The organism is Sphingomonas sp. SRI_018, assembly GCF_057586275.1.
This window is the reverse complement of sequence record NZ_JBYCZO010000001.1, coordinates 482,267-507,174: the sequence shown is the minus strand read 5'-3', so window position 1 is coordinate 507,174 and position 24,908 is coordinate 482,267. Positions and strand designations below refer to the sequence as shown.

Here is a 24,908-nt window from a genome sequence, read left to right as displayed (position 1 = left end):
GGAAACGGCAGGCGCCGAAACCCGCGGAAATCCGTCGAAGGTCACGAAAGTCATAGGTAGATCGAGCCTCTCCGGACGAGGCCTTCCGGTGCCGGCGTCTTCCGAAAATGTTGACTAAGTTGACTCAGGTCATGTGCGTGCGAGCCGATACGCCGGGAACGCGGCATGATCGCGACACGGACGCGACGGCGACGCGCCGGGGACGCTACAGCAGCGCGGCACGGACGCTACAGCGACGCTGCGCGGTAAAGGATTGACGGAATCAAAGAGCAGACCGGCGCTCGCGCAGCTCGGGCTGGGCGAGCCGAGCAGGCGAAATCCTACATTGCAAGCGGAGGCGAACGGCGGGCGGCCGTCGTAGAGACGCTCTCGACACCGAATATCGACGGGCCTTAGGGGAGCGGACATGACTCGCTCCCCCCTCGCCCCCGCCTCCACCCCCGAGCCCGCGCCCATCCCTGGCGTCACCACCCGCGTCGCCCGCGCGCGCTACAAGGCGTGGGATCGCTGCGACCTCACCTTCGTCACGCTCGATGAGGGCACCGCCGTCGCCGGCGTGCTGACGCAGAGCCGCTGTCCCTCGCCTGAGGTCGAATGGTGCCGCAAGGCGCTGGTGCTCGGACGCGCCCGGGCGCTGGTGGTGAACGCCGGCAATTCCAACGCCTTTACCGGCAATCGCGGCCGCGCCGCGGTCGAGGCGATCGCCGCGCGCGCCGCCGCGCATCTCGGCTGCGAGCCTTCCGACGTGTTCGTCGCTTCGACCGGCGTGATCGGCGTGCCCCTGCCGATCGACAAGGCCGAGGCCGGCCTCGACGCCGCCTTCACCGCCGAGCCCTGCTCGTGGACCGCGGCCGCCGAGACGATCATGACGACGGACACCTTCGCCAAGGTCGCCGAACGGCGCGCGACCGTCGGCGGCCAGGACGTGCGGCTGGTCGGCATCATCAAGGGCTCGGGCATGATCGCGCCGGACATGGCGACGATGCTCGGCTTCATCTTCACCGATGCCGCGGTCGAGCCGGGTTTTCTCCAGGCTGCGCTGTCGTCGGCGAACCGCAAGACCTTCTCCTGCATCACCGTCGACAGCGACACCTCGACCAGCGATACCGTGCTCGCCTTCGCCACCGGCAAGGCGGGCAACGCCCCCCTCGCGAGCGAGGAGGACGAAGGCGCGCCTGCCTTCGTCGCCGCGCTGTCGGAGCTGTGCATGGAGCTCGCCCAGCTCGTCGTCCGCGACGGCGAGGGCGCGTCGAAGCTGATCGAGATCAGCGTCGAGGGCGCCGAGAGCGACCGCTCCGCCCATGTCATCGCGATGAGCATCGCCAACTCGCCGCTGGTCAAGACCGCGATCGCCGGCGAGGACGCCAATTGGGGCCGCGTGGTGATGGCCGTCGGCAAGGCCGGCGAGCCCGCCGAGCGCGACAGGCTCGCGATCCGCTTCGGCGATACCCAAGTGGCACGGGGCGGCCTTGCGGTCGAAGGTTATGACGAGGCCCCGGTCGCCGCCCATCTCAAGGGCCGGGAGATCAGCATCGGCGTCGATCTCGGCCTCGGCGAGGGCCGCGCCACGGTTTGGACGTGCGACCTGACCCACGGCTATATCTCGATCAACGCCGACTACAGGAGCTGAGCGCGATGCTGACGATCTGGGGCCGGCTCAACTCGCACAACGTCAAGAAGGTCGCCTGGCTCGCGGAGGAGCTGGGCCTCGACTACGTCCGTCACGACATCGGCGGCCAGTTCGGCATGGACGATGCCTATCGCGCCAAGAACCCGAACGCGCTGATCCCGACCATCGAGGATGGCGAGGTCGTGCTGTGGGAATCGAACGCGATCCTGCGCTACCTCGCCGCGCGCTATGGCGGCGAGCGCTGGTGGCCGGCCGATCCGGCGGCGCGCGCCATGGCCGACCGCTGGATGGACTGGCAGTTCACCTATGCCCGCGCGCAGCTTCCGGCCTTCGTCAATCTGATCCGCCGGCCGGAAGGCGAGCGCGACATGACCGCGGTGGCGGAGGCGGCCGAAGCTGCTGCGCGGCTGATGCGGATCATCGACGCGCAGCTCGCCGCGACGCCGTGGCTGTCGGGCGCCGAGTTCGGAATCGGCGACATCCCGATGGGCGTCTATGCCCACACCTGGTTCACGCTGGCGATCGACCGCCCGGAGATGCCGCACGTCGCGGATTGGTACCGCCGGCTCCAGTCGCGACCCGGTTATGCCGCGCAGGTGATGATCCCGCTGACTTGAGGCGTCCGCCCCAAAAAAGGCCCGGAACTAGCGGGCTAATGCCTTGCCTACCCCGTCACCCCGGCGCAGGCCGGGGTCCACCGGGCGGCTGACCCGTCGCTCGAGCCTCTAGCTGCTCGCTGGCGGACGAGTGGACCCCGGCACAAGGCCGGCGTGACGGTATTGATTGATGGCAAGCGACTCTTACGCCAATTCACCCTCGAGCCAGGCCTTGATCCGCCCCTTGGGCTCGGCGCCGACCTTGGTCGCGACCGGCTGGCCGTTCTTGAACAGGATCATCGTCGGGATGCCGCGCACGCCGTAGCTGCCCGGCGTCTCCGGATTCTCGTCGATGTTGAGCTTGGTGATCGTCACCTGCTCGCCCAGCTCGTCGGACAGTTCCTCCAGGCTCGGGCCGATCATCTTGCAGGGGCCGCACCATTCCGCCCAGAAATCGACCAGCACCGCGCCGTCCGCGTTGAGCACGTCGCTCTGGAAGCTGTCGTCGGTGATCGCCTTGGTCGCCATTGTCTCGTGTCTCCTTGGGAGTTGGCCTGTAATCTATGCATGAGCGCGGCGGCGCTCAAGCGTCGGGCAACAAGCTTTGCTCCGTGGCCGGCAATTCCGGCTTGTGCGCCGCGAGCTGCTCCGGCGTCAGCGGGAACAAGGTCGGACCGGCGGTGTAGAGCAGCACCGCCTCCACCCGCCGCCCGGGGAAGATCACCGCCAGCGCCGCCGCATATGCCGCCATCTGCTTGAGGTGATGCGGCGGAATCTCCGCCTCCGAGGCCGGCGCCCGCCGTCCGGTCTTGAAGTCGGCGACCCGGATCACCTCGTCCGTCACGACCAGCCGGTCGACCGTGCCCGAGACCACGAGCCCGCCCACCGTCGCGGCGATCGGCGCCTCGGCGAGCGAATCCGGCCCGAACAGCCCGGCGAAGCGCGGATCGTCGATCACCGCCAGTGCCGCCCGGGCGATCTCCATCCGCGCGCGCGCGTCCTCGACCCCGCCGGAGCGCAGGAGCCATCGCTCCGCTGCCTCGGCCCTGAGTTCCGGCGCCACCGCCGGCAGCCGCTCGAACAGCGCGTGCAGCAGCCGCCCGCGCTCGGCCGCCGCCCACGTCGCGGCGGTAGGCGGCGGATCGGCCACCGCATCGTCGCCGATCGCCGAGGGCGCCAGTGGGCGCGGCGGCCGCGCTTCCTGCGGCGCGGGCCGCCGCACCCAGCCGGGCAGCGCCGCCACCGGCGCAACGCTTGCCGCGAATGGCTCGCGATCCTTGACCGGCGGCTGGGGTTCGAGCCCGTCGAACACCCGCTCGCCCGACGCCTCCGCCACGCCGAGCGTATCCAGCGCTCGCGCCGTCGCCGCATACCAGCTGTTCGCCGGCGCCTGCCCCTTCTTGCGCGGGCTCAGCGCGCCGGCGACGACGAGCTGCTCCTCGGCCCGCGTCGCCGCGACGTAGAACAGCCGCCAATGCTCCTCCAGCTCGCGAGCGTCGGCTTCGTCGAGCACCGCCTCCAGCGGCCCGCCCGCCCGCTCCTCCTTGCGCGGCCGGAAGATCGGCAGCGCATGGTCGAACCCGTCCGGCGCCCATTTGACCAGCGAGCGCGGCGAATCCCCGGGATCGGCGGTGGCATCGGCCAGGATCACCAGCGGCGCCTGCAATCCCTTGGCGCCATGCGCGGTCATCACCCGCACGGCATCGAGCGGCTGCGAGGGATCGCGCACGATCTCCACCTCGCCGCGATCGAACCAGTCGAGGAAGCGCTGCAATGACGGCGTCGCGGTGCCCTCGAACGCCAGCGCGGCGTTGAGCAGCTCCTCGATCGGATCGCGCGCCTCCTCGCCCAGCCGCCGGAGCAGCTTGCGCCGCCCGTCCAGGGGGCCCGACAGCAGTTCCTCCAGGAAACGATAGGGCGTGGTGAAGTCCGCGCGGTTGAGGATCGCCGTCAGCGGCGCCAGCCGGTCCTCGTCCTGCGTCGCGCGCAGGTGCCGCCACAGGCTCCCGCGCTCGCGCAGCGCCGCCGTCATCAGCTCGTCCTGGCTCCAGCCGATCAGCGGCGAAACGAGCAGGCTGGCGAGGCTCAGGTCGTCGTCCGGCTGCAATGCGAAGCGTACAGCCGCAAGCAGGTCCTGGACGGCCAGCGGCGCAGTGAGCCGCAACCGGTCGACGCCCGCCACCGGCACCCCCTCGGCATAGAGCCGCGCGACGATCAGCGAGGCGAGCTCGCCGCGGCTCTTGACCAGGATCATCACGTCCTCGGGCCGCAATACCCGGCCCTTGCTGTCGAGCCGCAGCAGCCCGACCCAGGACTTCACCGCCCGCGCGATCCGCCCCGCGTGCCGGCGCGTCGCGTCGTCGATCCAGCCTTCCTCGTCGTCGTCCTCGCCGCCGGCTTCGGTCGGCGCCCACAGGGTGACACGGCCCGGCCCCTTCACCTCGCTCGCATGGCCGCCCTCGATCTCCGTTCCCATGCCGGGTGGTGGCAGCGCGTCGATCGCGGCGTCGACGAACTCCAGCACCGGCCGCGTCGAGCGGAAGCTGTGGCTCAGGGACAAGGTATCGAGCGGCCGCGCATCGGCATCGAACTCAGGCGCCGTTCGCGATTCGCGATCGAAATACCGGTGCGCCGCCGCGAAATAGACCGGGCTCGTCCCCTGGAAGCCGAAGATCGCCTGCTTGTAGTCGCCGACCGTGAACAGCGTGCGCTGCACCCCCGCCCGCGCGCCCTCGCCCGCGAAGAACTCGTCGGCCAGCGCGCGCACGATCGCCCATTGCTCGGGATTGGTGTCCTGCGCTTCGTCGATCAGGATATGGTTGGTTGCCTGGTCGAGCTTGTAGCGCACCCAGTCGCCCATCCCCGGCCGCTGGAGCAGCGCGACGGTCGCGCGGATCAGGTCGTCGAAGTCGACCGCCCCCAGCCGCCGCTTGGCGCGAAGATAGGCATCGGCATAGGCGCGCCCCGCCTCCAGTCCGCCGGCCAGCAGATCGGCATAGGCGGCGCGGTCGAGCAGCCCCAGCAGCCGCGCACACTCCCCGCGCAGCCCCTCGGCGAGCGCGGCATAGCCGTCGACCTGCGGTGCCCAGCCCTTGGCGGTGGAAAAGACGCCGGCCAGCTCGCGCAGCCCCTCCACCCGGCCGGCGGCGTCGGCTGCGATCCAGCGTTCGACCAGCTCGACGCGCGTCAGCCCGCGTGGCGTTCCCCAGGCGCGGTTGTGCTCGACCAGCGCACCCAAGGCTTCACAGTCGAACGCCGCGCAGCACCGCTCCACTTCCGCGGCGATGTCGCCTTCGGGCAGGTCGAGCGCGCGCCTCAGGAACGGCTGCACCCCGCTCGGCAGCGCCGCCATCGCCTCGGGCGTGCGGGCGCAGGCAAGCAGGAACTTCTCGGCATCCCCTTCGCCCAATCTCAGGCTCAGCGCCCCCACCGCGTCGACCAGCCGGCGCCGGCCGTTGCGCTCCTCCTCCGCCAGCATCTCGGCGAGCGCCTCGCGCGCCAGCACCGCCTCCTCGCGCGCCTCGAGCGGTCGGAATCCTGCCGCCAGCCCCGCCTCGACCGGAAAGGCGGCGAGCAGCGACTGGCAGAAGCTGTGGATGGTCTGGATGCGGATGCCCCCGCCCGGCGCATCGAGCACCCGCGCGAACAGCTTGCGCGCCCGCTCGCGCATCGCCGGATCGCCGCTCTCGCCGAGCGCTTCCAGATCGCGCGCGAGATCGACGTCCGGCATCCGCACCCACGCCGCCAGCCGCGCGCCGATCCGCCCCGCCATCTCCGCCGCGCCGGCCTTGGTGAAGGTGAGGCACAGGATCGCGGAGGGATCGACCCCGCGCAGCAGCAGCCGATAGACCCGCGCCGCCAGCACCTGCGTCTTGCCCGTGCCGGCCGAAGCGGACAGCCACACATGCGCCCGCGGATCGCTGGCGGCGCGCTGATTGCCCTTGAGCGGCGGGAGTGGGCTGGTGGACTTGCTCACCGCTGCCTCCTCCCTACCGTCACCCCGGCCTTGTGCCGGGGTCCACCGCGCAGCAAGCCAACGCGCCGATGGGAGCGCGGCACGGTGGATGCCGGAACAAGTCCGGCATGACGAAGGATATCACTCCCGCCCATACCACTCGTCCCGCCGCATGAGCTGGTCGTAGTCGGCGAAAGGCGCGAACTCCGGCCGCAGCTTCGCCGTGAACGGCTCCTCCCCGGTCAGCCACCGCCCCGCCGCCTCGACGAAATGCCCGCGCGCCACCTCCACGAACTCGTCGGTGCGGATCTTGTCCCGCGCGCCCGTCGGATCGACCGGCGAACTGATCTTGCCGAATGCCCCCCGATCCTTCGCCAGCGACCAATATTCGAAACAGCCCGCGCGCCCTGCGATCCCCTCGAACCCGCGCTCCTCCGCGATCAGCCCAAGCAGGCCCAGCTGCAGGCTGAATCCCGCCTTCACCGCCGCGACGGAGGGCGCCTTGCCGGTCTTGTAGTCGACGATGCCGAGCGTCCCGTCCGCCATCCGGTCGAGCCGGTCGAAGGTGCCGCGCAGCTCGACCCCGGCGATATCGATCGCCCCCTGGCGCTCGACCGCGATCACTTGCCGCCCCTCCTCGGCCATCGCCGCGATCCGGCTCGCGATCCAGTCCACCGCCTCGTAGAGCCGCGGCGCCCACAGCGCCCGCATCAGCGGATGCGCCCCCGCCAGCATCGCTTCGGCCCGCGGACGCAGCTTCTCGGGCGCGCAATCGTCCTCCTCGGCCCAGACGCGCAGCACCGCATGGACCTCGGTCCCGCGCCAGGCGGCGGTCGCGTCGGCATCGACCGGCTCGAGCGGCATCAGCCGCAGCATCCGCCGTGCGTAGAAGGCGAAGGGATCGGCCTTCAGCCGGTCGACCTCGGTCACCGAGATCCGCTTCGGCCGGATCGCCGCCGGCGGCGCCGGTTCCGGACGCGGGCTCGGCGCGAACATGCCCGGATCGTCGAGCGAACGCGCCCATCCGGCCAGCGCCTCCGCCGCCACCCATCCCTCGCCCGCCAGCGCCTGCAGCCGCAGCCAGAAACGCGAGGCGATCGTCGGCGACTTGGCATCGCGCCGCGCGCGTGTCAGCAACACCTCCGGCGCGCCCAGCCCCATCGCGAAGTCGTGCGCGGTGAGGCCGATCCGCGCTTCCAGCCCCGGCAGCCCCAGCTCCGAGCGGATGCGCGGCGCCAGCCACGGATCGGGCGCCGGCCGCCCCGGCCACACCCCTTCGTTGAGGCCGCCCAGGATCATCACGTCCGCCGCCTGCAACCGCGCCTCGAGCAAGCCATAGATCGCCAGCCGCGGATGCCCGCCCTGCGGCGGCCGTACCGCCACCTCGTCCATCAGCGTGCGCAGCAATGCGGCGAGCGTCGCCGGCTCGACCAGCGGCGGCCCGAGCGCCGCCCTCTCCTCCAGTTCCGCGAGCAGCTCTGCCGCCGCCCGCCCCTCGGCGCGTGCCCAGGCGGCGTCGCCGGCGAGAGCCGTCGCCGCCTCGCGCAGACATCCGAGCAATCCCGGCAGCGGTTGTGCGCCATCGCCGAATGCGGTCTCGATCCCGTCGAGCGACGGCCGCACCTCGGCCCACCAGCTCGCCGCCAGTCCGCCTGCCTCGCCGAGATGCCGGTCGAGCCCGTCCAGCCCCGCCGCCGGTCGCGGCCCGCGCAGCGCCCGGTCGACCGCCCGCGCCCCTTCCAGCCAGGCCGTGCGCCCCTCCCCGCTCCTGACCAGCGGATGCTTGAGCAGCGCCAGCAGCGGCACCGGCGCGAAGCGCTGCGCCCCCGCCTCGGCGATTGCGAGCAGCAGGGTACCCGGCGGCGTCTGCGACAATGGCTGGCCGGCGGAATCGTCGACCGCGATGTTCCAGCGCGCGCAATGCGCCGCCACCCGCCGCGCCAATGCGCGGTCGGGCGTCACCAGCGCCGCCGTCCGTCCGGGCGTCTCCAGCGCCTCGCGCAGCTTGAGCGCGATCGCCTGCGCCTCCTCGGCCGGCGTCGCCACTTCCAGCGCGCTGACGCCGCCCAGGTTGCGCTCCCCCGGCTTCAAGGCGATCCAGCGGTGCGTCAGCTCCGCCGGCGCCAGCGCGGTCGCGATCGCGCGGCTGCGCGCGGGCGGCGCGTCGACTTCGCTCGTCGCCTGCCAGGTGCGGAACTCGCCCCGCCGCACGCCCATCCGCTCGAGCAGCAGCTTGAGGTGATATTGCGGGTGCGTCTCCTCCGCTTGGCGCCGCCGGCCGGTGACCGGATCGGACGGGAACGGCCCCAGCGCCTCCCAGCCCTCCTCGTCCATCGCCAGGTCGAGCCCCGGCAGCACCACCATACCCTGCGCCAGTCCCGCGACGCTGCGCAGCACGCGCGCGATCGCGGGCGCGGACGAGGTAACTCCCGCCGCACACACGAACCCGGCCGGCGGCCGCTCGCGCCATATCTTCGCCACCCGGTCGAGCAGCCGCCCCCGCCGCTCGGCGAGGTCGATCCGCCCGAGCCGCTCCAGCTCCTTCGGCCAGCGGTCGAGCACCACCGCAAAGGTCGTCAGGGCCCGCTCCCAATGCGCGCTGAGCGGTTCGAACAGGCTGATCTCGCGCAACCGCCCCGGCGCCACCTCCTCCACCAGCAGCTGGTCGAGCGTGCGCGCAAGGTCGCCCGCCAGCCGCACCGCCTCGGCGCCGTCGATCGCCGGATCGGCCTCCTGCACCAGCCGCGCCAGGATCATCCGCCGCGCCATCGGCGCCACCGCGGGCGGCACCGGCTCCTCGGCATCGGCAGGATCGAACAGTGGCCCCACCGCCTCGTCGATTTCGGGATCGCCGATCGCGACCAACCGCGGCAACAGGAGGCCGCTCCCGCTCGCGCGCACGAAGGCATCGGTGATCGCCCGCTTCGACCGGTTGGTCGGCACCAGCACGATGCCGCGTGCGAGCCCGGTCGGCTCGCCGCCGAAGCGCCGGATCAGCCCGGCCGCCAGGGCATCGGCGAAGGCACGATGCGGCGGGATGGTGTAGAGGTTGAGGCGCCGGGCAGCCGCCTCAGCCATGGGCCAGGATCGCCTCCGCCTCGCCGATCGCGGCCGGCTCGCCGATCTCGAACCACAGGCCCTGGTGGACCAGACCCCAAGCACGGCCCGCTTCGATCGCCCGCTGCCAAAACAGGTTGGTCGAGAACGGTCCATCGGGCGCATCGGCGATGATGCGCGGATGGATCATCTGCACGCCGACATAGACGAACGGCGCCACCCGCCCGCGCTTGCGCCGCCCGGTGATGCGGCCCAGCGCGTCAACGTGGAAGTCCCCCTGCGCGCGATAGCCGTGCGCGCGGGCATAGGGCACCATCAGCAACAGCGCGTCCATCCGCTCGCCGTCCCACGCGGCGGCGAGCGCGCGGATTGCGTCGGTCGGCCCGTCGATCCAGAGGCTGTCGGCGTTGATCACCAGGATCGGCTCGTCCCCCAGCAGCGGCCGCGCCTTCACCAGCCCGCCGCCCGTCTCCAGCAATTGCCCGCGCTCGTCGGAGATGACGACGTCGATGTCCTTCACCCGCGCCCTGAGGTGCGCCTCCAGCGCATCGGCGAGGTAATGGACATTGACCACCGCGCGCCTGACCCCGGCCGAGCGCAGTCGGTCGAAGACATGGTCGATCAAGGGCTTGCCCGCCACTTCGACTAGCGGCTTGGGCCGCGTCGCGGTGAGCGGCCGCATCCGCTTGCCGAGCCCCGCCGCCATCACCATCGCCGTTTCCGGCACATGGCCGCCCGGATCGGGTCTCAGCGCCAGCGTGCGCCCCTTGCTCATAGATGCCCGCCCACCACCATCGGATCGCCCCGCATCTCGGCGGGAATGTTCGCGTCGAACCACGCCCGGACCGGTGCCAGCACCGGCTGCTCGAGGTCACGGTTGAGATACCCCCACACGCGCGGGCACAGGCCGGGATAACGCGGCTTGCCGTCGCGCTGCCACAGACGGGTGAAGATACCGACGATCTTCGCGTTCCGCTGCGCGCCGAGTACGTGATAGGCGTCGACGAAGTCCTGTTCCGCCCCGGTGGTGCGCAGGTAGCGGTCGAGCAGCGCCTTCTCCAGCGCCGGATGCACGTCGCGCCGCGCATCCTGCAGCAGCGAGACGAGATCATAGGCGGGATGCCCCGCCAGCGCGTCCTGGAAATCGAGCAGCCCCATGAAACCTTTGCGCGGTCCATGCTCGATCAGCATGATGTTCTCGGCGTGATAGTCGCGCAGCACCGTCACCGTCGGACCGCTGAGCGCCAGGTGGAACACCTCGTTCCACGCCGCGCGATAACCCTCCACGTCCGGCTCGATCCCCACCGCCGGACAATACCATTCGGGCAGCAGCCCGGTCTCGCGGTGCAGGACCTGCTCGTCGTATGACGGCAGCTCCGCCGCGCCATGTCCCGCCAATGCGATCAGCAGGTCCACCGCCTGCTCATAGAGCCGGAGCTCGCTCTCCGGCGCGGCATCGGCGGTCTCGCGCATCCGCGCGTCGCCGAAGTCCTCGAGCAGCACCAGCCCCTGATCGAGGTCGCGCGCATAGATCTCCGGTGCCGCGAAGCCGCGCTCGCTCAGCCATTCGGCGATGGTGATGAACGGCCGCGGATCCTCGTGCGGCGGCGGCGCGTCCATCAGCACGGCGCTGCGCCCGGGGGCTACCGCACGGAAATAGCGGCGGAACGAGGCATCCCCGGCGAGCGGCAACAGTTCGGCGTCGCCCCATCCCGCATTCGCGAGGAAATCCGGGGCCGCGGCGGGCGGGTTCATGTCGGCGGCGGCCATCGCCCCTTCCATGCCGCAGGCACCTCAGCTGTCAAGACGCGCGTGCCGTCCGCTGCGACGGAGAGCGTCAGCCATAAGGCGTCGCTCCATGCGCCGGCGTCCAGCCGCTCCGGCCATTCGACGATCAGCAGCGAATCCGCGCGGGCATCGTCGAGCCCCAGTTCATCGGCCTCCTCCGGGTCCTCGATGCGATAGAGATCGACGTGCAGCACCGGAAAAGCGACCTCCGGCGGGTCGTAGGGCTGCACGATCGCGAAGCTCGGCGATGGCGCCTCGCCTTCCAGGCCGAGCGCCGTAAGCAACCCGCGCGCGATGCTGGTCTTACCGGCGCCGAGGGGGCCGGACAGCGCGATCACGTCGCCGGGGCGGGCGACACTCGCAAGGGCGCGCCCGAGCGCTTCGCTCGCTTCCGGAGAGGAGAGGATCAAAAGCTCCTCCCCGGCACGGGGAGGGGGACCGCCGCCGAAGGCGGTGGTGGAGGGGGCCCTCCAAACTCGATTCGCTTGCGGTGGGGCCCCCTCCACCACGCGACTTCGTCGCGCGGTCCCCCTCCCCGTGCCGGGGAGGAGCTGAGGATCGCAAACCCCCTCACCGCGGCAGCTCCACGGTGACCAGCGTCCCCTCCCCCGGCTCGCTAATCAGCGAGATCGTCCCGCCGTGCGCCTCGACGAACTGCTTGGCGAGCGGCAGCCCCAGCCCCAGCGCCCGCTCGCCGCTCTGCGTGATCCCCGGCCGGGCGAAGCGATCGAACGCCCGCGCCACCGCCGCCTTGTCCATGCCCGGTCCGTCGTCGGACACCACGATCCGCGCCTTGTCCTCGTCGCCGTCGAGATGCAGCAGCACCCGTCCGCCTTCATGCGTGCACGAGATGGCATGGCGCAGCAGATGCTCGATCGTCTGTCGCAACCGCTCGGGATCGCCGGTGACGCTGCCCGCCGATCCCAGCACGTCGAGCGCAAGCCCGATCCGCTTCGCCCGCGCCGACGCCGCCACGGTCTCGGCCGCGGCGTTGGCGGTCAGCTCCAGGTCGACCGTCACCCGTTCGCCTGCCCTCGAGTCCTGCGTCAGGTCGAGCACGTCGTCGACAAGCGCGGACAATCGCTCGACCGATTCGAGGATCGCCTGGACGTAACCGGTGCCGTTTTCGCTGAGCTCCCCCGCATAGCCGCCATGGAGCAGCTCGGCGAAACCCTTGATCGAGGTGAGCGGCGTGCGAAGCTCGTAGCTCATGTTGGCGACGAACTGGGTCTTGACCCGATCGGCCTCCTCCAGCGCTTCGTTGCGGTCGGTGAGCGCCCGTTCGATCCGGCGGCTGTCGGTGATGTCGAGCATCGTCAGCAGCGCGTTGCCGTCCGGCAGCGGCACCGCCGCGAACTCGAAATGCCGCCCGTCGGCGAAGCTCACCCGTCCGCCGCGCTGCTGCCGCTCGGCGGTGGCGGAGCGCACCAGCTCGCCGATCAGCGACGCGCGGGCCGGATTCTCCAGCTTCTCGCTCGCCCGCTTCGCCAGATCATCGACGCGAGGATGCTTATTGAGCAACGCCTCCTCGAAGCCCCACAGCAGGCGGAACTTCTGGTTCCAGATCTGCAGCCGCCCGTCCGACGCGAACACCCCCAGCGCCTCGAACAGATTGTCGAACGTCGCGGTCCGGACGCGCAGCAGCGTGTCGCGCGCGCTGGCGAGCTGGACCTGTTCGGTGCGGTCCTCGAAGATCACCAGCAGCCCGCCATCGGGCAGCGGCTGCGCCACCACCCGCAGGTGCGTGCCGCCGGGCAGATGCCAGGGCTCCTCGATCGCCTCCTGGTTGGCGCTCAGGAACCAATCGCGCCGCTCGGCCTTCCAGCCGGGGAAGTCGCGCACCTCGGGCAGCCGCCCCGCCTCGCGCATCCGCTCGAGCACGCGGTCGAACTCCGGCCGGTCCTTCACCCATTCCTCGCGCATCGCGAAGATGCGGCGAAACGGCTGGTTGCAGAAGCTGAGCCCCCGGTCCGGCCCGAACTGCGCGACGCCGGCGGAGAGCCGGTCGAGCATCGCCCGCTGCGCATCGGCGAAGCGCTTGATCCCGCCCCGCGCCTGCTCAAGTTCCTCGATGTCGACCGCGAAGCCCGCCACGCCGCCCGAAGGCAGCGGCACGTCATGGATGCGCAGCATCCGCCGCGCGCCCCCGATCGTCGCCGGCACCGCCGCCACCTGCGGCTCCCTGGTGTCGCGCGCGATCGCAGCGTTGGCGAGCGGTCCCCCGATCGCGCCGCCCTCGACCAGCTCGAGCCCGCGATCGATCACGTCGCGGGCGTCCTCGCCCTCCACGGCGCGGACATAGGCGGTGTTGACCATGGTGAGCGCCAGGTTGCGGTCGCGGTACCACATCGGCATCGGCGCCGCTTCGATCAGGCCCGCCAGCGCGTCGAACGCGGCGTGCAGCCGCTCGCTCTCCTGCGCGAGCCGGGCGATCTCCTCCTCGCTCTCGGTCGCGTCGAAGAACCACAGCACCACGCCGCCGGGCGCCAGTGCCGCCTCAGGTGCGCGCGCACCGCTGACGATGAGCTTGCGCGCCGATCCGCGCGTCGCAACGGAAAGGCGGAACGGCCGTCCCGCCTTGGCGGCGGCGGTCACTTCACCGGCTAGTATCTCGGCATCCGCGGGATCGAGTCCGGTATCGGGCGCCGAGAGATCGGTGAGGTATCTGGGCTCCGTCGCCAGCCCCAGCCAGTCGGCGACCCGTTGCGGCAGCTCGATCCGCCCGTCCGAGCGTACCAGCGCCGCCTGCGCCGGTCCGCTCGCCAGAAGCGCGGCATCACGGCGCGCGACATCCCTGAGACGCGCGCCACTGCGCCGCCCCGCAAGCCCGATGTAGAAGACCACGGCCGCTCCGACGACGAGCACCGCCAGCACCGCGCCGGCGATCATCGCGGCAGTGGTCGAAATGGTGATCATGTCGGCAGGCACGAACGCTCGCCCGCCCCGCATCGCGTGGCCCTCATCCGTGTTTCCTTAGGCGCTCCGCTACCCAAAGGAAAAGGGCGGAGCGCCAAGGCGCCCCGCCCTCCTTCCGATCCGCCGGCGCGGAAATCAGAACTTCACGTTCGCAGCCACCCGGAAATAGCGGCCGATGATGCCCGAGGAATAGGTCTTCAGGGCATTCGCGCTGGTCGCGGCCGCCGGGAACGGCGGCTTGGTGTCGAACAGATTGTCGACGATGAACTTCAGCCCGAAGCGCTCGTTCACCTTCGCTCCCACCGTGGCGTTGAACAGCCACCAATCGCCGACGCCCATGATGTCGCGCGCGTTCTCGGCCTCGTCGATGTCGAAGCGGCCTTTGCCGACATACTGCGCCTGGAACAGCAGGTTGAAGCTGTCGCTGTCATAGGTGAGGTTCGCCGTACCCGCATGGCGGGGATAGCCGATCTCGCCGGCGCGGTGGTCGATGTCACCGGCGCCGACCTGCTGCTCCAGCTTGTCGCGATAGAAATAGTTGATCGACAGGCCGGCGACGCCTCCGTTGTTGATTCCGATGCGATTGAGCGGAAGCCGGTATGCCGCGACGACGCTGAGGCCCGCCGTCTCGTAGGACGCGGCGTTGTAATAGCCCTCGCGGATCATCGTGATCTGCCCGGCGGAATCGCGATCGACGAGGCTGCAGAAGCTGTTCGGATAACCCGGCGAATCATAGCAGGCGTTGAGGATGTCGTCGCCGCCGAGCGAGGTGATCGCCCCCTTCAGCTTGATGTCGATCCAGTCCGCCGAAAGCGAGAAGCCGGGGACGAAGCGCGGCTGCAGGATCACGCCAGCGGTCCAGCTGTTCGCCTTCTCGTTGTCGAGGTTCGGATTGCCCGACACCGTGACCGGAACGGTGAAGTCGCTGTAGTTCGACGTGAAGTCCGCGGTGTTGATTCCCGCTGCCTGGCAGTTCGCCTGGCGCACCGCCGGATTCGGACCGCTGTTGACGTAACGCGTATCGCAGGGGTCGCTGCCCAGGTCAAAAGCGCGTGACGTCGGATTGAATACCTCGGTGATCGCCGGCGAACGGATCGACCGCGTGAAGTTGCCGCGGAAGGTGATGCCGCGGATGAAGCCGAGACGGCCGCCCGCGGTCCAGGTGAGGTCCCCGCCCGACAGCGAATTGTCGACGTAACGGGCGGCGCCGTCGAACTCGAGCGTCTTGAGCCAGCTCAAGCCGTTGTCCTCGGTGACGAACGGAATCACCAGCTCGCCGAACACTTCGTTGGTGTGATACGAGCCCTTGATCGGGTCGATCGGGATGCTGCGGCCATATTGCGTGCGCGTCCCGTCGCCATTGTCCTCGCCATAATAGAAGGCGCCCGGATCGAAGTCCGTTTCCTCGCGCCGGTGCTCATAGCCGGCGGAGATTTTCACATCGTTGCCGAACAGCGTGAAGATCGAACCCGTCAGGTTCGCGTTGAACACCAGCTGCTCGTTGACCGACACCGGCCGCGCGATCGCGAAGATGTAGTCCGCGGCCGCTTGGCTGGCCTGCCCGACGCCGAAGATGTTCAGCGGCGCGCAGGTGCTGCTGATCGTCGGCGCGGTCGAGCTGGTGTAGCCCGGGCGGCAGACGATGTTGCCGCTGGCGTCGGTCACCGCGTCGAGCGCGTTGAAGAAGTTCTGGTTGTCCAGCTCGTAGTTGCGGCCCGTCGTCTTTGAATGGCCATAAGTGACCGAGGTCTCCCAGTTGAAGCTGCGGCCTCCCACCGAGAAGTCACCGGAAAGCCCGCCGACGAAGCGATAGGTCTCCACCGTCGCCTGCGAGCGGCCCGTGGTGAGGTCGCTCAGCGCACGGCCGATGTAGAAGCTGTCCTGGCCGGCGGGCAGGTTCGCCGCGATGATCGCGCGATCGGCCGGGTTCAGATAGGGATTGTCGAGCGAGACGATCAGGTTGCCGTCGGGCGTGCCGGCATCGTCGAACAGCGCGGTATTGTAGTTCGGCTGGTCGATCAGATTGACGCCCTTGCTGTGCGTATACCAAGCCTCGCCGAACACGCGGACGTGATCGGTGATGTCGAAATGCCCCTGGACAGTTCCCATGTAGCGTTCCGAGGACGTCAGCAGATTCGTCTGGGCCGGCAGGTTGTAGCCGTTGCCGCCGCTGCTGATGTAGCCCTGGCGCATGACGGTGCCGAGGTCGAGCGGCGCCAGCCGCCCGTCCGCGCCGAACTGCAGCAGCTGGCCGGAGGCATCCCGGATGCCCGAGCGCGACGCGAGATAGTCATCGTCGCTGAACGGAACGCCACCGATCGTGAACGCGCTGTAGCGCTGCGCCGGATAGAGGACCCGCTGGAACGGCGAGTTCGCCGAAGCCGGCGGAGTGCCGAAGAAATACCCCTGAGAGGTAACCGATCGGTCGTTGGCGACCAAGCCGCTCGACTTGTTGTATTCGCCCGAAACGACGATGTTGCCCCGGCCGTCCGCGAAATTCTTGCCGCCGAGGACGCTGACTCGGAACTCCCGCGCGTCGCCCCGATCGGAGATGCCGTACTGCCCCTGGACGTCGAGACCCTGATAATCCTTCTTGAGGATGACGTTCACGGTGCCGGCGATCGCGTCGGAGCCATAGATCGGCGCGCCGCCGACGGCGACGGTCTCGACACGATCGATCAGCGTCGTCGGGATGTTGTTGAGGTCGACCTGCGTTCCCGCGTCCACCGGACCGAAGATGCTGGCCGTGTTCGACGAAACGAAGCGGCGGCCGTTGACGAGCACCAGCGTACGCTGGGTGCCGAGGCCGAAGAAGTCGACGAAGGTCTGCGCAGGCCCGAACGACGACTGAGCGCCGGCATTGCTGTTACCCGGCGGGCCGAAGGCGGGCAGCTCGTTCAGCACCTGACCGACGTTGGTGTAACCGCGGGCTTCGATCTGCGCGGCGCCCACGACCAGCGTCGGCTGGACGGTATCGAACTCGGGCCGCGCGATGCGCGAGCCGGTGACGATGATCTCCTGCTCGTTCGCGCTCTCCTGCGTGTCCGGAGCGGCGCTCTGGTCTGAACCGGTCGTCTGCTCCTGCGGCGTATCCTGCCCGAAGGCCGGAACGGCGGCGATGACGGCGAGCAGCGATGCGGTCGCGGCGAGCGCCCGGCGGGCGCGAAGGGTCTTGGACATGATACTCCCTGGACTTGTTACTGTGATACTCCCCTCAACGCTCGTTCCTGCGCGTCGTGCCCCTCGTTCGCAAGCTAGCTAAGAAAGAGGCAACAGCCCTGTCGCACAAATGCAACACCGCGCCCGGACGGGGTCCGGACGCGGTGTTCTGCTTAACGCCGGCTTGCGGCCGGCTTACGATCAATAACGGTAATGATCCGGCTTGAACGGCCCCTCGACCGGCACGCCGATATAGGCCGCCTGCTTTTCGGTCAGCTTGGACAGCTTCACTCCCAGCTTATCGAGGTGCAGCGCCGCCACCTTCTCGTCGAGGTGCTTCGGCAGGACGTAGACCTCGTTCTTGTACTTGTCGGCGCCGGTCCACAGCTCGATCTGCGCCAGCACCTGGTTGGTGAAGCTGGACGACATCACGAAGCTCGGGTGCCCCGTCGCGTTGCCCAGGTTCACCAGGCGGCCCTTCGACAGCACGATGATCTTCTTGCCGTCGGGGAACTCGACCTCGTCGACCTGCGGCTTGATCTCGGTCCACTTGTAGTTGCTGAGCGCCGCGATCTGGATCTCGCTGTCGAAGTGGCCGATGTTGCACACGATCGCCATGTTCTTCATCTCGCGCATGTGGTCGAGCGTGATGACGTCGGCGTTGCCCGTCGCGGTGACGAAGATGTCGGCGCGCTTGGCCGCCTCTTCCATCGTCACGACCTCATAGCCCTCCATCGCCGCCTGCAGCGCGCAGATCGGGTCGATCTCGGTCACCAGCACGCGCGCGCCGCCGTTGCGCAGCGACGCCGCCGAGCCCTTGCCGACGTCGCCGAAGCCGGCGACCGCGGCGACCTTGCCTGCCAGCATCACGTCGGTGCCGCGGCGGATCGCGTCGACCAGCGATTCCTTGCAGCCGTAGAGGTTGTCGAACTTCGACTTGGTGACGCTGTCGTTGACGTTGATCGCCGGGAACGGAAGCTTGCCGCTCTTGGCCAGCTCGTAGAGGCGATGGACGCCGGTGGTGGTCTCCTCGCTGACGCCCTTGATCGCCTGCACGGTCTTGGTGAGGTAGCCCGGACGCTCGGCGAGGAAGCGCTTCAGCGTCGCGACGAAGATCTCCTCCTCTTCGTTGGTCGGGGTGAACAGCGCCTCGCCCGCCTCGACGCGCGCGCCCCACAGCGCGAACATGGTGGCGTCGCCGCCGTCGTCGAGGATCATGTTGGCGGTCTGGTCCGTCCCCCAATCGAAGATGCGGATGACGTAATCCCAATATTCCTCGAGCGTCTCGCCCTTCACCGCGAACACCGGCACGCCCGAGGCGGCGATGGCGGCGGCGGCGTGATCCTGGGTCGAGAAGATGTTGCACGACGCCCAGCGCACGTCGGCGCCGAGCGCGGTCAGCGTCTCGATGAGGACGGCGGTCTGGATCGTCATGTGCAGCGATCCGGTGATGCGCGCGCCCTTGAGCGGCTTGGACGCGCCGTACTCGGCACGCAGCGCCATCAGGCCGGGCATCTCGGTCTCGGCGATCTCGATCTCCTTGCGGCCGAAATCGGCGAGGGCGATGTCCTTGATGACGTAGTCGTTCGTGTCGGCGGCGAGAGCGGTGGCCACGGGCAGTCTCCGAATGAGTGAATGCCGCTGCCCCTAGCCGCAGCGGCGCCTGGAATCAAATATAAAGATATCTTTATATGTTCGGAAGAGCGGGGGGATCGGCAGCAGGCTCGATTGGTCCAGATACGCCACCGATCCTTCACACCGGGGGGAACCGCCGTGCGCCGCAACCGTAGTACCGACACCGGCATCATCCCGGCCCATCATTCGCTCGACCGAGCCGGCGATGCCGTTCGCCCACTCCAGGGAACCGCAGCAGCGGGAGGAGGATGATCATGAAGGTGAACGAATGCATGACGCGCGAGGTGCTGATCGTCGACCCCGGCGAGACGCTCCAGCGGGCCGCGCGCACGATGGCGGACATTGATGCCGGTGCGCTGCCGGTCGGCGAAAACGACCGGCTGATCGGGATGGTGACCGACCGCGACATCGCGATCCGCGGCGCCGGGCAGGGACGCGCCCCCAACGCGACCGTCCGCGAGGTGATGAGCCCGGAAATCCTCTATTGCTTCGAGGACGACGACGTCGAGGACGTCCTCAACAATATGGCCGAGATCCAGGTCCGCCGCCTGCCCGTGCTCGACCGCAACAAGCGGCTGGTCGGCGTGGTCTCGATCACCGACCTGGTCGACAGCGGCGGGGAAACGCACGCAGGCGAGGTGCTGCGCGAGATCGCCCGGCCGAGCGGACTGCACTCGCAGACGGCCTGATCCGGCACGGCCGGCTCATGGCTGCAGGTTCGCGCCCGCCGCCGCGCGCACCGCATCGGTCAGCGCGCGCAGCGACGCGGCGTGGAGCCGCGCGACGGTCCAATGGAGCTTGACCTCGACGGGCAGCGCCGGTGTCAATTCCACCAGATGTCCCGCAGCGATGTACGGCTGGGCCAAGGATAAAGGCTGCATTCCCCAGCCCAGGCCGGCAAGGGCGAGGTTCAGAAAACCTTGCGTCGACGGAACCCAATGCCTCGGCGCCTTCAGCGCGATGCCGTGCGCCTCCTTCGCCCAACGTGCCTGCAGTGCGTCCCGCCGGTCGAAGCGCAGGTACGGCGCTTTCGCCAGCGTCTGAGCATTCACGCCGTCCTCGAAATACCTCGCCATGAAATCCGGGCTGGCGCAGGCGACATAGCGCAGCACCCCGAGCCCGATCGTCCTGCACCCCGGCACCGGCTCGGGGTCGGCGGTCACGGCCGCCAGCACCTCGCCGGACCGGAGGCGATCCGCGGTATGCGCCTCGTCCTCCAGCACCAGATCGAGCAAGGTGCCCGTGTCCCGGACGAACGCGGCGGCCGCATGAGGAAACCAGGTAGCCACGCTGTCGGCATTCACCGCGATCCTGAGCGTGAGCGGCGCCTCCACCCCTTCACCCGTCGAGGTCCGCACCGGCGTCAGCTCGGCTTCCAGCAGCCGAACCTTATCGAAATGCGCACACAGCGCCCGGCCGAGATCGGTGGGTAGGCACGGCTGTCCCCGGACGATCAGAATAGTCCCCAGACGCTCCTCATATCCGCGGATGCGCTGCGAGACCGCCGATGGCGTGATGCCGAGCGCCTCGGCCGCACGCTCGAAGCTGCCCTCGCGGATCACCGCGGCAACGGCGGCCAGAGCGGGATAGTCGAGCACGTGTGAAGCAATGCTTCATTGGCCTTAGGAAAACAAGTTTTCCTAATCCACAGCCGGGTGCCATTTCGCGGGGATGACAAACGGCATTTCCCCCTTTCTCACCGGCTTCGCCCTGTCGGCGGCACTCATCATGGCGATCGGCGCGCAGAATCTCTTCGTGCTGCGCCAGGGATTGAAGCGCGAGCACGTCGGCGCGATCGTGCTGTTCTGCGGCAGCGCCGATGCGCTGCTGATCGCGGCAGGCGTTGGCGGCGTCGGCGCCGTCCTCGCCGCCATCCCCCAGCTCACCAAGGCGCTAGCCTTCGCAGGCGCCGCGTTCCTCGGCTGGTACGGCGTCAAGGCGCTGCGGCGCATGGCGGCGCCCGATGCGATGGTCGTCGCCGGTGGCGGGGGGCTGACGCTGGGCCGGGCGATCGCCGCCACCGCCGGCTTCACTTTCCTCAATCCGCACGTCTATCTCGATACCGTGTTGCTGATGGGCGCAGCCGGATCGGCGCAGCCCGCCGATCTGCGCCCGCTGTTCGTCGCCGGAGCCGTTACCGCCAGCTTCGCCTGGTTCGCCGCGCTCGGCTATGGCGCGCGGTTGCTGGCACCGCTGTTCGCGCGGCCGGCGGCCTGGCGCGTGCTGGACGCGCTGGTCGGCGCGACGATGCTGGCGCTGGCGGGATCGCTGGCCCTGCGCGCGATCCTGTAGCCGGCTTCACGCCCGCACCAGCACGCTCGCCGTCACCTCCCCGTCGACCCGGAACCCCAGGCTCTCGTACAGCGCGATCGCACCGGCATTGGACGCGTAAGCATGGAGGAACGGCGTCTCGCCCCGCGCGAGCATCCGCTCGGCAACTGCCCGCATCAGCGCGCCTGCGTAACCGCGGCCGCGGAAGTCGGGGTGGGTGCACACTCCGCTCACCTCGGCCAGCCCCGGCATCCGCATCCGCTCGCCCGCCATCGCCACCAGTCGGCCCTCCTGCCTCACCCCAATGAACGCGCCGAGCCTGTTGGTGTGCGCAACATAGGGTCCGGGCTCTGTCAGCATCGCCAGCGCGAACATCTCCGCCGCATCGCCCTCGCCGAGCGGCACGACCTCGAACGGCGGCTGCGGTGCCGGGGTGATCGCATCTGCCACCATCTGCACGCACGCCGCCGAGCGATCCACCCGCGTTCCCGGCGGCGCAGGCCATGGCTCCTTCTCGACGGTCCACAGCTCGCCGCCCGGCGGCACCAGCGCCGCCAACGCGGCAAGGCTCTCCGACGACCGGTCCGCCGCGGCGCCGAACACGCCATAATCGCGATTCAGCCGCCATGCCCGCGCATCCCCTTCGGCGAGCGCGGCCCAACCGCTCGTCAGGGCATTCCACACCGGCCGGTCGAGCAACCTCAACTTGGCACTTTCCTACGCGGGATTCATGCGGTGCCGGTCGAGCTCGCCAGCAGCCGCGGATCGATCCCCGCCGCGGCGAATCCCGCTTCCCAACGATGATGCGCGGCGGTGTCGAACAACAGCCGCTCGTCGCCGGCGGTGTTGAACCAGCCGTGCCGCGTCATTTCGCCGTCGAGCTGCCCGGCGCCCCAGCCGGCATAGCCGAGCGCGACCAGCCAGCGCTCCGGCCCGGTGCCTTCGGCAATCGCACGCAGCACATCGATCGTGCCCGACAGCGCCCAGCGCCCCGCGACGTCGATCGTGTCTCCGCCCGACCAGTCGCGCGAATGCAGCACGAAGCCGCGCCGCGGCTCGACCGGCCCGCCGAGCAGCACCGGCCGGTCCTCGGCCTCCCCGGGATCGATCTCGAGCTGCCGCAGCACGTCATGGAAGCTCAGCGAGTCGATCAGCGTTCCCACGCCGATCCCCAGCGCGCCGTCGGTATCGTGCGCGCACATCGCGATCACGGCATGCTCGAAGCGCGGATCGCCGATGCCCGGCATCGCCAGCAGGAACTGACCGGTCAGGAACGAAGTCGACTCCATCCCCCCACCATAAAGGGCCCGCCGGCCGCGCACCACGCTTGAAAAATCCCACGATCCGTCCAACTGACCCGTCGACCGGCCACTTCGGCACGGGCAAGTCTGAAAGGAAGCGCGAATGACGATCAAGGTTGGCGACCGCCTGCCCAGCACGCAGCTTGTCAAGGCGACCGAGAATGGGCCAGAGGCGGTCAGCAGCGACGAATTCTTCAAGGGCCGCAAGGTGGCGCTGGTCGCGGTGCCCGGCGCCTTCACCCCGACCTGCTCGGCGCGCCACCTGCCGGGCTTCCTCGACAAGGCCGAGGAATTGAAGGCCAAGGGCGTCGACGAGATCGCCTTCACCTCGGTCAACGACGCCTTCGTGATGGGCGCGTGGAGCAAGGCGAACGAGGCCGCGGGCAAGGTGACGATGCTCGCCGACGGCAACGGCGAGTTCGCGCGCGAGGTCGGGCTCACCATGGACGGCTCCAAGTTCGGCATGGGCGAGCGCAGCCAGCGCTATTCGATGCTGGTCAACGACGGCGTGGTCGAGACGCTCAACGTCGAGGCGCCGGGCGCGTTCGAAGTGAGTTCGGCCGAGCATCTGCTGGGACAGCTTTGAGTTGAAGCGTTTCGGCGCAGCTGAAACGCGCTACGTCCCCTATACCGTTCCGGGAGCGGAACCGGCGGCGGGTGCAACGGGTTGAATCCCGGTCATTAGGAAAGGGATTCGAGACGATGGCCACCCAGACCGATTTCGCCACCCCGGAGACGGGCACGAGCGAGCGCAAGACCTTCTTCACGCAGGCGCAGGAGACCGCGACCAGCGCCTTCAACTCCACTGCCTCCGCGGTACGGGAGCACCCGGTCGCCGCCGCCGCGGCGGTCGCAGGGGCTGCCGCCGCGGTCGCCGGCGCCGCCTATGGCGCGTCGAGGCTGATGAGCAACGGCAGCGGCAAGAGCGCGTCGCGGAAGAAGTAAGGAAGGTCCCGCACCTCATCCCGTTCGCCCTGAGCTTGTCGAAGGGTCGCCTTTCTTCTTAGTGATCTGGAACAAGAAGGACGGCCCTTCGACAAGCTCAGGGCGAACGGGAGCGGAACTGGCGACTTGCCAGCGTCATCTTCACGGCTTAACCGCTGAAGATGACCCAAGCCGCTGACATCGTCGCCGAGCTCGACCGCCTCTACCAGGCCTCGATCGAGCGCCTAAAGGCCGCTCTCAACCGCTACCTCACCGACGGCACCCCGCCTGCGCCGGCGAGCCGCTTCGACGGCAGCTTCGCCTATCCCGAGATCCGCCTCACCTACCGCCCGGGCGCCGACCGCCCGACGCCGCTGCGCTCTTTCGGCCGCCTGGTCGATCCCGGCGACTACGGCATCAGCGTCACCAAGCCGGCGATGTTCGCCGACTATCTGACCGAGCAGCTCACCCTGCTGATCGAAGACTACGACGTCGAGGTCCGCGCGGTCGAGGGCCGGCAGGAGATCCCCTTCCCCTATGTCCTCGATCCCGGCCACGCGCTGAGCCTCGACGAGGTCTCCGCCGCCGAGCTCGCCCGCCATTTCCCCGCGACCGAGCTCGCCCATATCGGCGACGAGATCGCCGACGGCCTGTGGGCCAGCGTCGACCACACCCGTCCGCTTGCGCTGTTCGACGGCCTGCGCACCGACTTCAGTCTCGCGCGCCTCCGGCACTACACCGGCACCCCGCCCGAGCATGTCCAGCGCTACGTCCTATTCACCAACTACCACCGCTACGTCGACGAGTTCGTCCGCTGGGCGGCGTCGCAGCTCGGCGACGGCAGCCGCTTCACCGCCCTTTCCGGCGCCGGCGGGGTGGTGATCGAGTCGCCCGACGACGTCGACGTCATCGTCAGCGACAGCGCGTGGCGGCGTCACCAGATGCCGGCCTACCACCTGATCGCGCCCGACCGCACCGGCATCACGCTGGTCAACATCGGCGTCGGCCCGTCGAACGCCAAGACGATCTGCGACCATCTCGCGGTGATGCGGCCGGAGGCGTGGCTGATGATCGGCCACTGCGGCGGCCTGCGTCCCAGCCAGCGGATCGGCGACTATGTCCTCGCCCATGCGTACCTGCGCGACGACCACGTCCTCGACGACGTGCTGCCGCCGGAGATCCCGGTTCCCGCCATCGCCGAAATCCAGCAGGCGCTCGCCCGCGCCGCGGAGACCGTCTCCGGCCAGTCGGGCGACGAGCTCAAGCGCCGCCTGCGTACCGGCACCATCGTCACCACCGACGACCGCAATTGGGAGCTGCGCTTCTCGCGCTCGGCGCTGCGCTTCTCGCTGTCCCGCGCGGTCGGCATCGACATGGAATCGGCGACGATCGCCGCGCAGGGCTATCGTTTCCGCGTCCCCTACGGCACGCTGCTCTGCGTCTCGGACAAGCCGCTCCACGGCGAGCTCAAGCTGCCGGGCCAGGCCAATCGCTTCTACGAGCGCGCGATCAACGAGCATATGCGCATTGGCATCGAGACCTGCGAGGAGCTCCGCCGCGAAGGCGCCAAGCTCCACAGCCGCAAGCTCCGGGCATTCAGCGAACCACCCTTCCGTTGATGGAGGGAAACCGGCTAGGAGTTGGGCGTTAGGCGTTGGAACAACAGGGAGCGATAG

The 24,908-nt window shown here is 69.4% G+C and carries 19 protein-coding genes; 7 read left to right on the top strand and 12 right to left on the bottom strand.

Annotation, left to right across the window (positions count from 1 at the left end; translation table 11 throughout):
- Positions 1-406: 406 nt before the first annotated feature.
- Both argJ and AC2YHA_RS02330 read left to right on the top strand, forming a co-directional pair.
- On the top strand, positions 407-1,630 hold the full coding sequence (argJ, locus tag AC2YHA_RS02335) for a bifunctional glutamate N-acetyltransferase/amino-acid acetyltransferase ArgJ (RefSeq protein ID WP_233783063.1): 1,224 nt from the start codon (positions 407-409) through the stop codon (positions 1,628-1,630).
- Between the two features lie 5 nt (positions 1,631-1,635).
- A complete protein-coding gene (locus AC2YHA_RS02330) occupies positions 1,636-2,247 on the top strand; it encodes a glutathione S-transferase family protein (RefSeq protein ID WP_487400220.1) in 612 nt (203 codons plus the stop codon).
- 183 nt (positions 2,248-2,430) lie between these two features.
- Here AC2YHA_RS02330 and trxA read toward each other — a convergent pair whose 3' ends face one another.
- From trxA to ahcY, 9 genes are all read right to left on the bottom strand, one after another.
- Positions 2,431-2,754 (bottom strand): thioredoxin TrxA, encoded by a 324-nt coding sequence (gene trxA / locus AC2YHA_RS02325; protein WP_233783065.1) that lies wholly within the window; start codon positions 2,752-2,754, stop codon positions 2,431-2,433.
- 55 nt (positions 2,755-2,809) lie between these two features.
- Entirely contained in the window at positions 2,810-6,202 is a 3,393-nt protein-coding gene (addA, locus tag AC2YHA_RS02320) for a double-strand break repair helicase AddA (RefSeq protein WP_487400219.1), read from the bottom strand.
- 120 nt (positions 6,203-6,322) lie between these two features.
- Complete coding sequence (gene addB, locus AC2YHA_RS02315) at positions 6,323-9,259, bottom strand: double-strand break repair protein AddB (RefSeq protein ID WP_487400218.1); 2,937 nt, start codon at positions 9,257-9,259, stop codon at positions 6,323-6,325.
- On the bottom strand, positions 9,252-10,013 hold the full coding sequence (locus AC2YHA_RS02310) for a nucleotidyltransferase family protein (RefSeq protein ID WP_487400217.1): 762 nt from the start codon (positions 10,011-10,013) through the stop codon (positions 9,252-9,254). The genes addB and AC2YHA_RS02310 overlap by 8 nt, the downstream gene beginning before the upstream one ends.
- Positions 10,010-10,993, bottom strand: coding sequence for an aminoglycoside phosphotransferase family protein (locus tag AC2YHA_RS02305; RefSeq protein WP_233786597.1), 984 nt, complete (start codon positions 10,991-10,993; stop codon positions 10,010-10,012). The genes AC2YHA_RS02310 and AC2YHA_RS02305 overlap by 4 nt, the downstream gene beginning before the upstream one ends.
- Positions 10,990-11,436, bottom strand: a complete 447-nt coding sequence (gene tsaE, locus AC2YHA_RS02300; protein WP_487400216.1) for a tRNA (adenosine(37)-N6)-threonylcarbamoyltransferase complex ATPase subunit type 1 TsaE — start codon at positions 11,434-11,436, stop codon at positions 10,990-10,992. Before tsaE ends, AC2YHA_RS02305 begins: the two co-directional genes overlap by 4 nt.
- A 160-nt stretch (positions 11,437-11,596) precedes the next feature.
- Positions 11,597-13,942 carry a PAS domain-containing sensor histidine kinase gene (locus AC2YHA_RS02295; protein ID WP_487401684.1) on the bottom strand — a complete coding sequence of 782 codons (2,346 nt, stop codon included), beginning with the start codon at positions 13,940-13,942 and terminating at the stop codon, positions 11,597-11,599.
- Positions 13,943-14,077: 135 nt separating this feature from the next.
- Complete coding sequence (locus tag AC2YHA_RS02290) at positions 14,078-17,122, bottom strand: TonB-dependent receptor domain-containing protein (protein WP_487400215.1); 3,045 nt, start codon at positions 17,120-17,122, stop codon at positions 14,078-14,080.
- Positions 17,123-17,302: 180 nt separating this feature from the next.
- Entirely contained in the window at positions 17,303-18,715 is a 1,413-nt protein-coding gene (gene ahcY / locus AC2YHA_RS02285) for an adenosylhomocysteinase (RefSeq protein ID WP_487400214.1), read from the bottom strand.
- Between the two features lie 275 nt (positions 18,716-18,990).
- Here ahcY and AC2YHA_RS02280 point away from each other — a divergent pair, with 275 nt between their 5' ends.
- The gene (locus AC2YHA_RS02280) at positions 18,991-19,425 is read left to right on the top strand and encodes a CBS domain-containing protein (protein ID WP_233783072.1); all 435 of its coding nucleotides are present in this window, start codon (positions 18,991-18,993) and stop codon (positions 19,423-19,425) included.
- 15 nt (positions 19,426-19,440) lie between these two features.
- Here AC2YHA_RS02280 and AC2YHA_RS02275 read toward each other — a convergent pair whose 3' ends face one another.
- Complete coding sequence (locus AC2YHA_RS02275; RefSeq protein ID WP_487400213.1) at positions 19,441-20,334, bottom strand: LysR family transcriptional regulator ArgP; 894 nt, start codon at positions 20,332-20,334, stop codon at positions 19,441-19,443.
- 73 nt (positions 20,335-20,407) lie between these two features.
- On the opposite strand from AC2YHA_RS02275, the gene AC2YHA_RS02270 reads away from it, so the two are divergent.
- Entirely contained in the window at positions 20,408-21,028 is a 621-nt protein-coding gene (locus AC2YHA_RS02270; RefSeq protein ID WP_487400212.1) for a LysE/ArgO family amino acid transporter, read from the top strand.
- Positions 21,029-21,034: 6 nt separating this feature from the next.
- Here AC2YHA_RS02270 and AC2YHA_RS02265 read toward each other — a convergent pair whose 3' ends face one another.
- Together AC2YHA_RS02265 and AC2YHA_RS02260 are read right to left on the bottom strand one after the other, a co-directional pair.
- Complete coding sequence (locus AC2YHA_RS02265) at positions 21,035-21,712, bottom strand: GNAT family N-acetyltransferase (RefSeq protein ID WP_487400211.1); 678 nt, start codon at positions 21,710-21,712, stop codon at positions 21,035-21,037.
- Positions 21,713-21,735: 23 nt separating this feature from the next.
- Positions 21,736-22,296, bottom strand: coding sequence for a YqgE/AlgH family protein (locus tag AC2YHA_RS02260; protein WP_233783076.1), 561 nt, complete (start codon positions 22,294-22,296; stop codon positions 21,736-21,738).
- 115 nt (positions 22,297-22,411) lie between these two features.
- Here AC2YHA_RS02260 and AC2YHA_RS02255 point away from each other — a divergent pair, with 115 nt between their 5' ends.
- The 3 genes from AC2YHA_RS02255 (at position 22,412) to AC2YHA_RS02245 (ending at position 24,851) form a co-directional block, all read left to right on the top strand.
- Positions 22,412-22,894, top strand: coding sequence for a redoxin family protein (locus AC2YHA_RS02255; protein ID WP_487400210.1), 483 nt, complete (start codon positions 22,412-22,414; stop codon positions 22,892-22,894).
- A gap of 116 nt (positions 22,895-23,010) precedes the next feature.
- Positions 23,011-23,253 (top strand): hypothetical protein, encoded by a 243-nt coding sequence (locus AC2YHA_RS02250; protein ID WP_487400209.1) that lies wholly within the window; start codon positions 23,011-23,013, stop codon positions 23,251-23,253.
- A gap of 161 nt (positions 23,254-23,414) precedes the next feature.
- Positions 23,415-24,851: an AMP nucleosidase gene (locus AC2YHA_RS02245; protein ID WP_487400208.1), complete on the top strand. Its 1,437-nt coding sequence runs from the start codon at positions 23,415-23,417 to the stop codon at positions 24,849-24,851.
- Positions 24,852-24,908: the final 57 nt, after the last annotated feature.

Coding starts and splice junctions, on each gene's coding strand:
- argJ (WP_233783063.1), top strand. CDS start 407: ATGACTCGCTCCCCCCTCGCCCCCGCCTCCACCCCCGAGCCCGCGCCC.
- AC2YHA_RS02330 (WP_487400220.1), top strand. CDS start 1,636: ATGCTGACGATCTGGGGCCGGCTCAACTCGCACAACGTCAAGAAGGTC.
- trxA (WP_233783065.1), bottom strand. CDS start 2,754: ATGGCGACCAAGGCGATCACCGACGACAGCTTCCAGAGCGACGTGCTC.
- addB (WP_487400218.1), bottom strand. CDS start 9,259: ATGGCTGAGGCGGCTGCCCGGCGCCTCAACCTCTACACCATCCCGCCG.
- AC2YHA_RS02310 (WP_487400217.1), bottom strand. CDS start 10,013: ATGAGCAAGGGGCGCACGCTGGCGCTGAGACCCGATCCGGGCGGCCAT.
- AC2YHA_RS02305 (WP_233786597.1), bottom strand. CDS start 10,993: ATGAACCCGCCCGCCGCGGCCCCGGATTTCCTCGCGAATGCGGGATGG.
- AC2YHA_RS02295 (WP_487401684.1), bottom strand. CDS start 13,942: ATGATCACCATTTCGACCACTGCCGCGATGATCGCCGGCGCGGTGCTG.
- AC2YHA_RS02290 (WP_487400215.1), bottom strand. CDS start 17,122: ATGTCCAAGACCCTTCGCGCCCGCCGGGCGCTCGCCGCGACCGCATCG.
- AC2YHA_RS02280 (WP_233783072.1), top strand. CDS start 18,991: ATGAAGGTGAACGAATGCATGACGCGCGAGGTGCTGATCGTCGACCCC.
- AC2YHA_RS02270 (WP_487400212.1), top strand. CDS start 20,408: ATGACAAACGGCATTTCCCCCTTTCTCACCGGCTTCGCCCTGTCGGCG.
- AC2YHA_RS02260 (WP_233783076.1), bottom strand. CDS start 22,296: ATGGAGTCGACTTCGTTCCTGACCGGTCAGTTCCTGCTGGCGATGCCG.
- AC2YHA_RS02255 (WP_487400210.1), top strand. CDS start 22,412: ATGACGATCAAGGTTGGCGACCGCCTGCCCAGCACGCAGCTTGTCAAG.
- AC2YHA_RS02250 (WP_487400209.1), top strand. CDS start 23,011: ATGGCCACCCAGACCGATTTCGCCACCCCGGAGACGGGCACGAGCGAG.
- AC2YHA_RS02245 (WP_487400208.1), top strand. CDS start 23,415: ATGACCCAAGCCGCTGACATCGTCGCCGAGCTCGACCGCCTCTACCAG.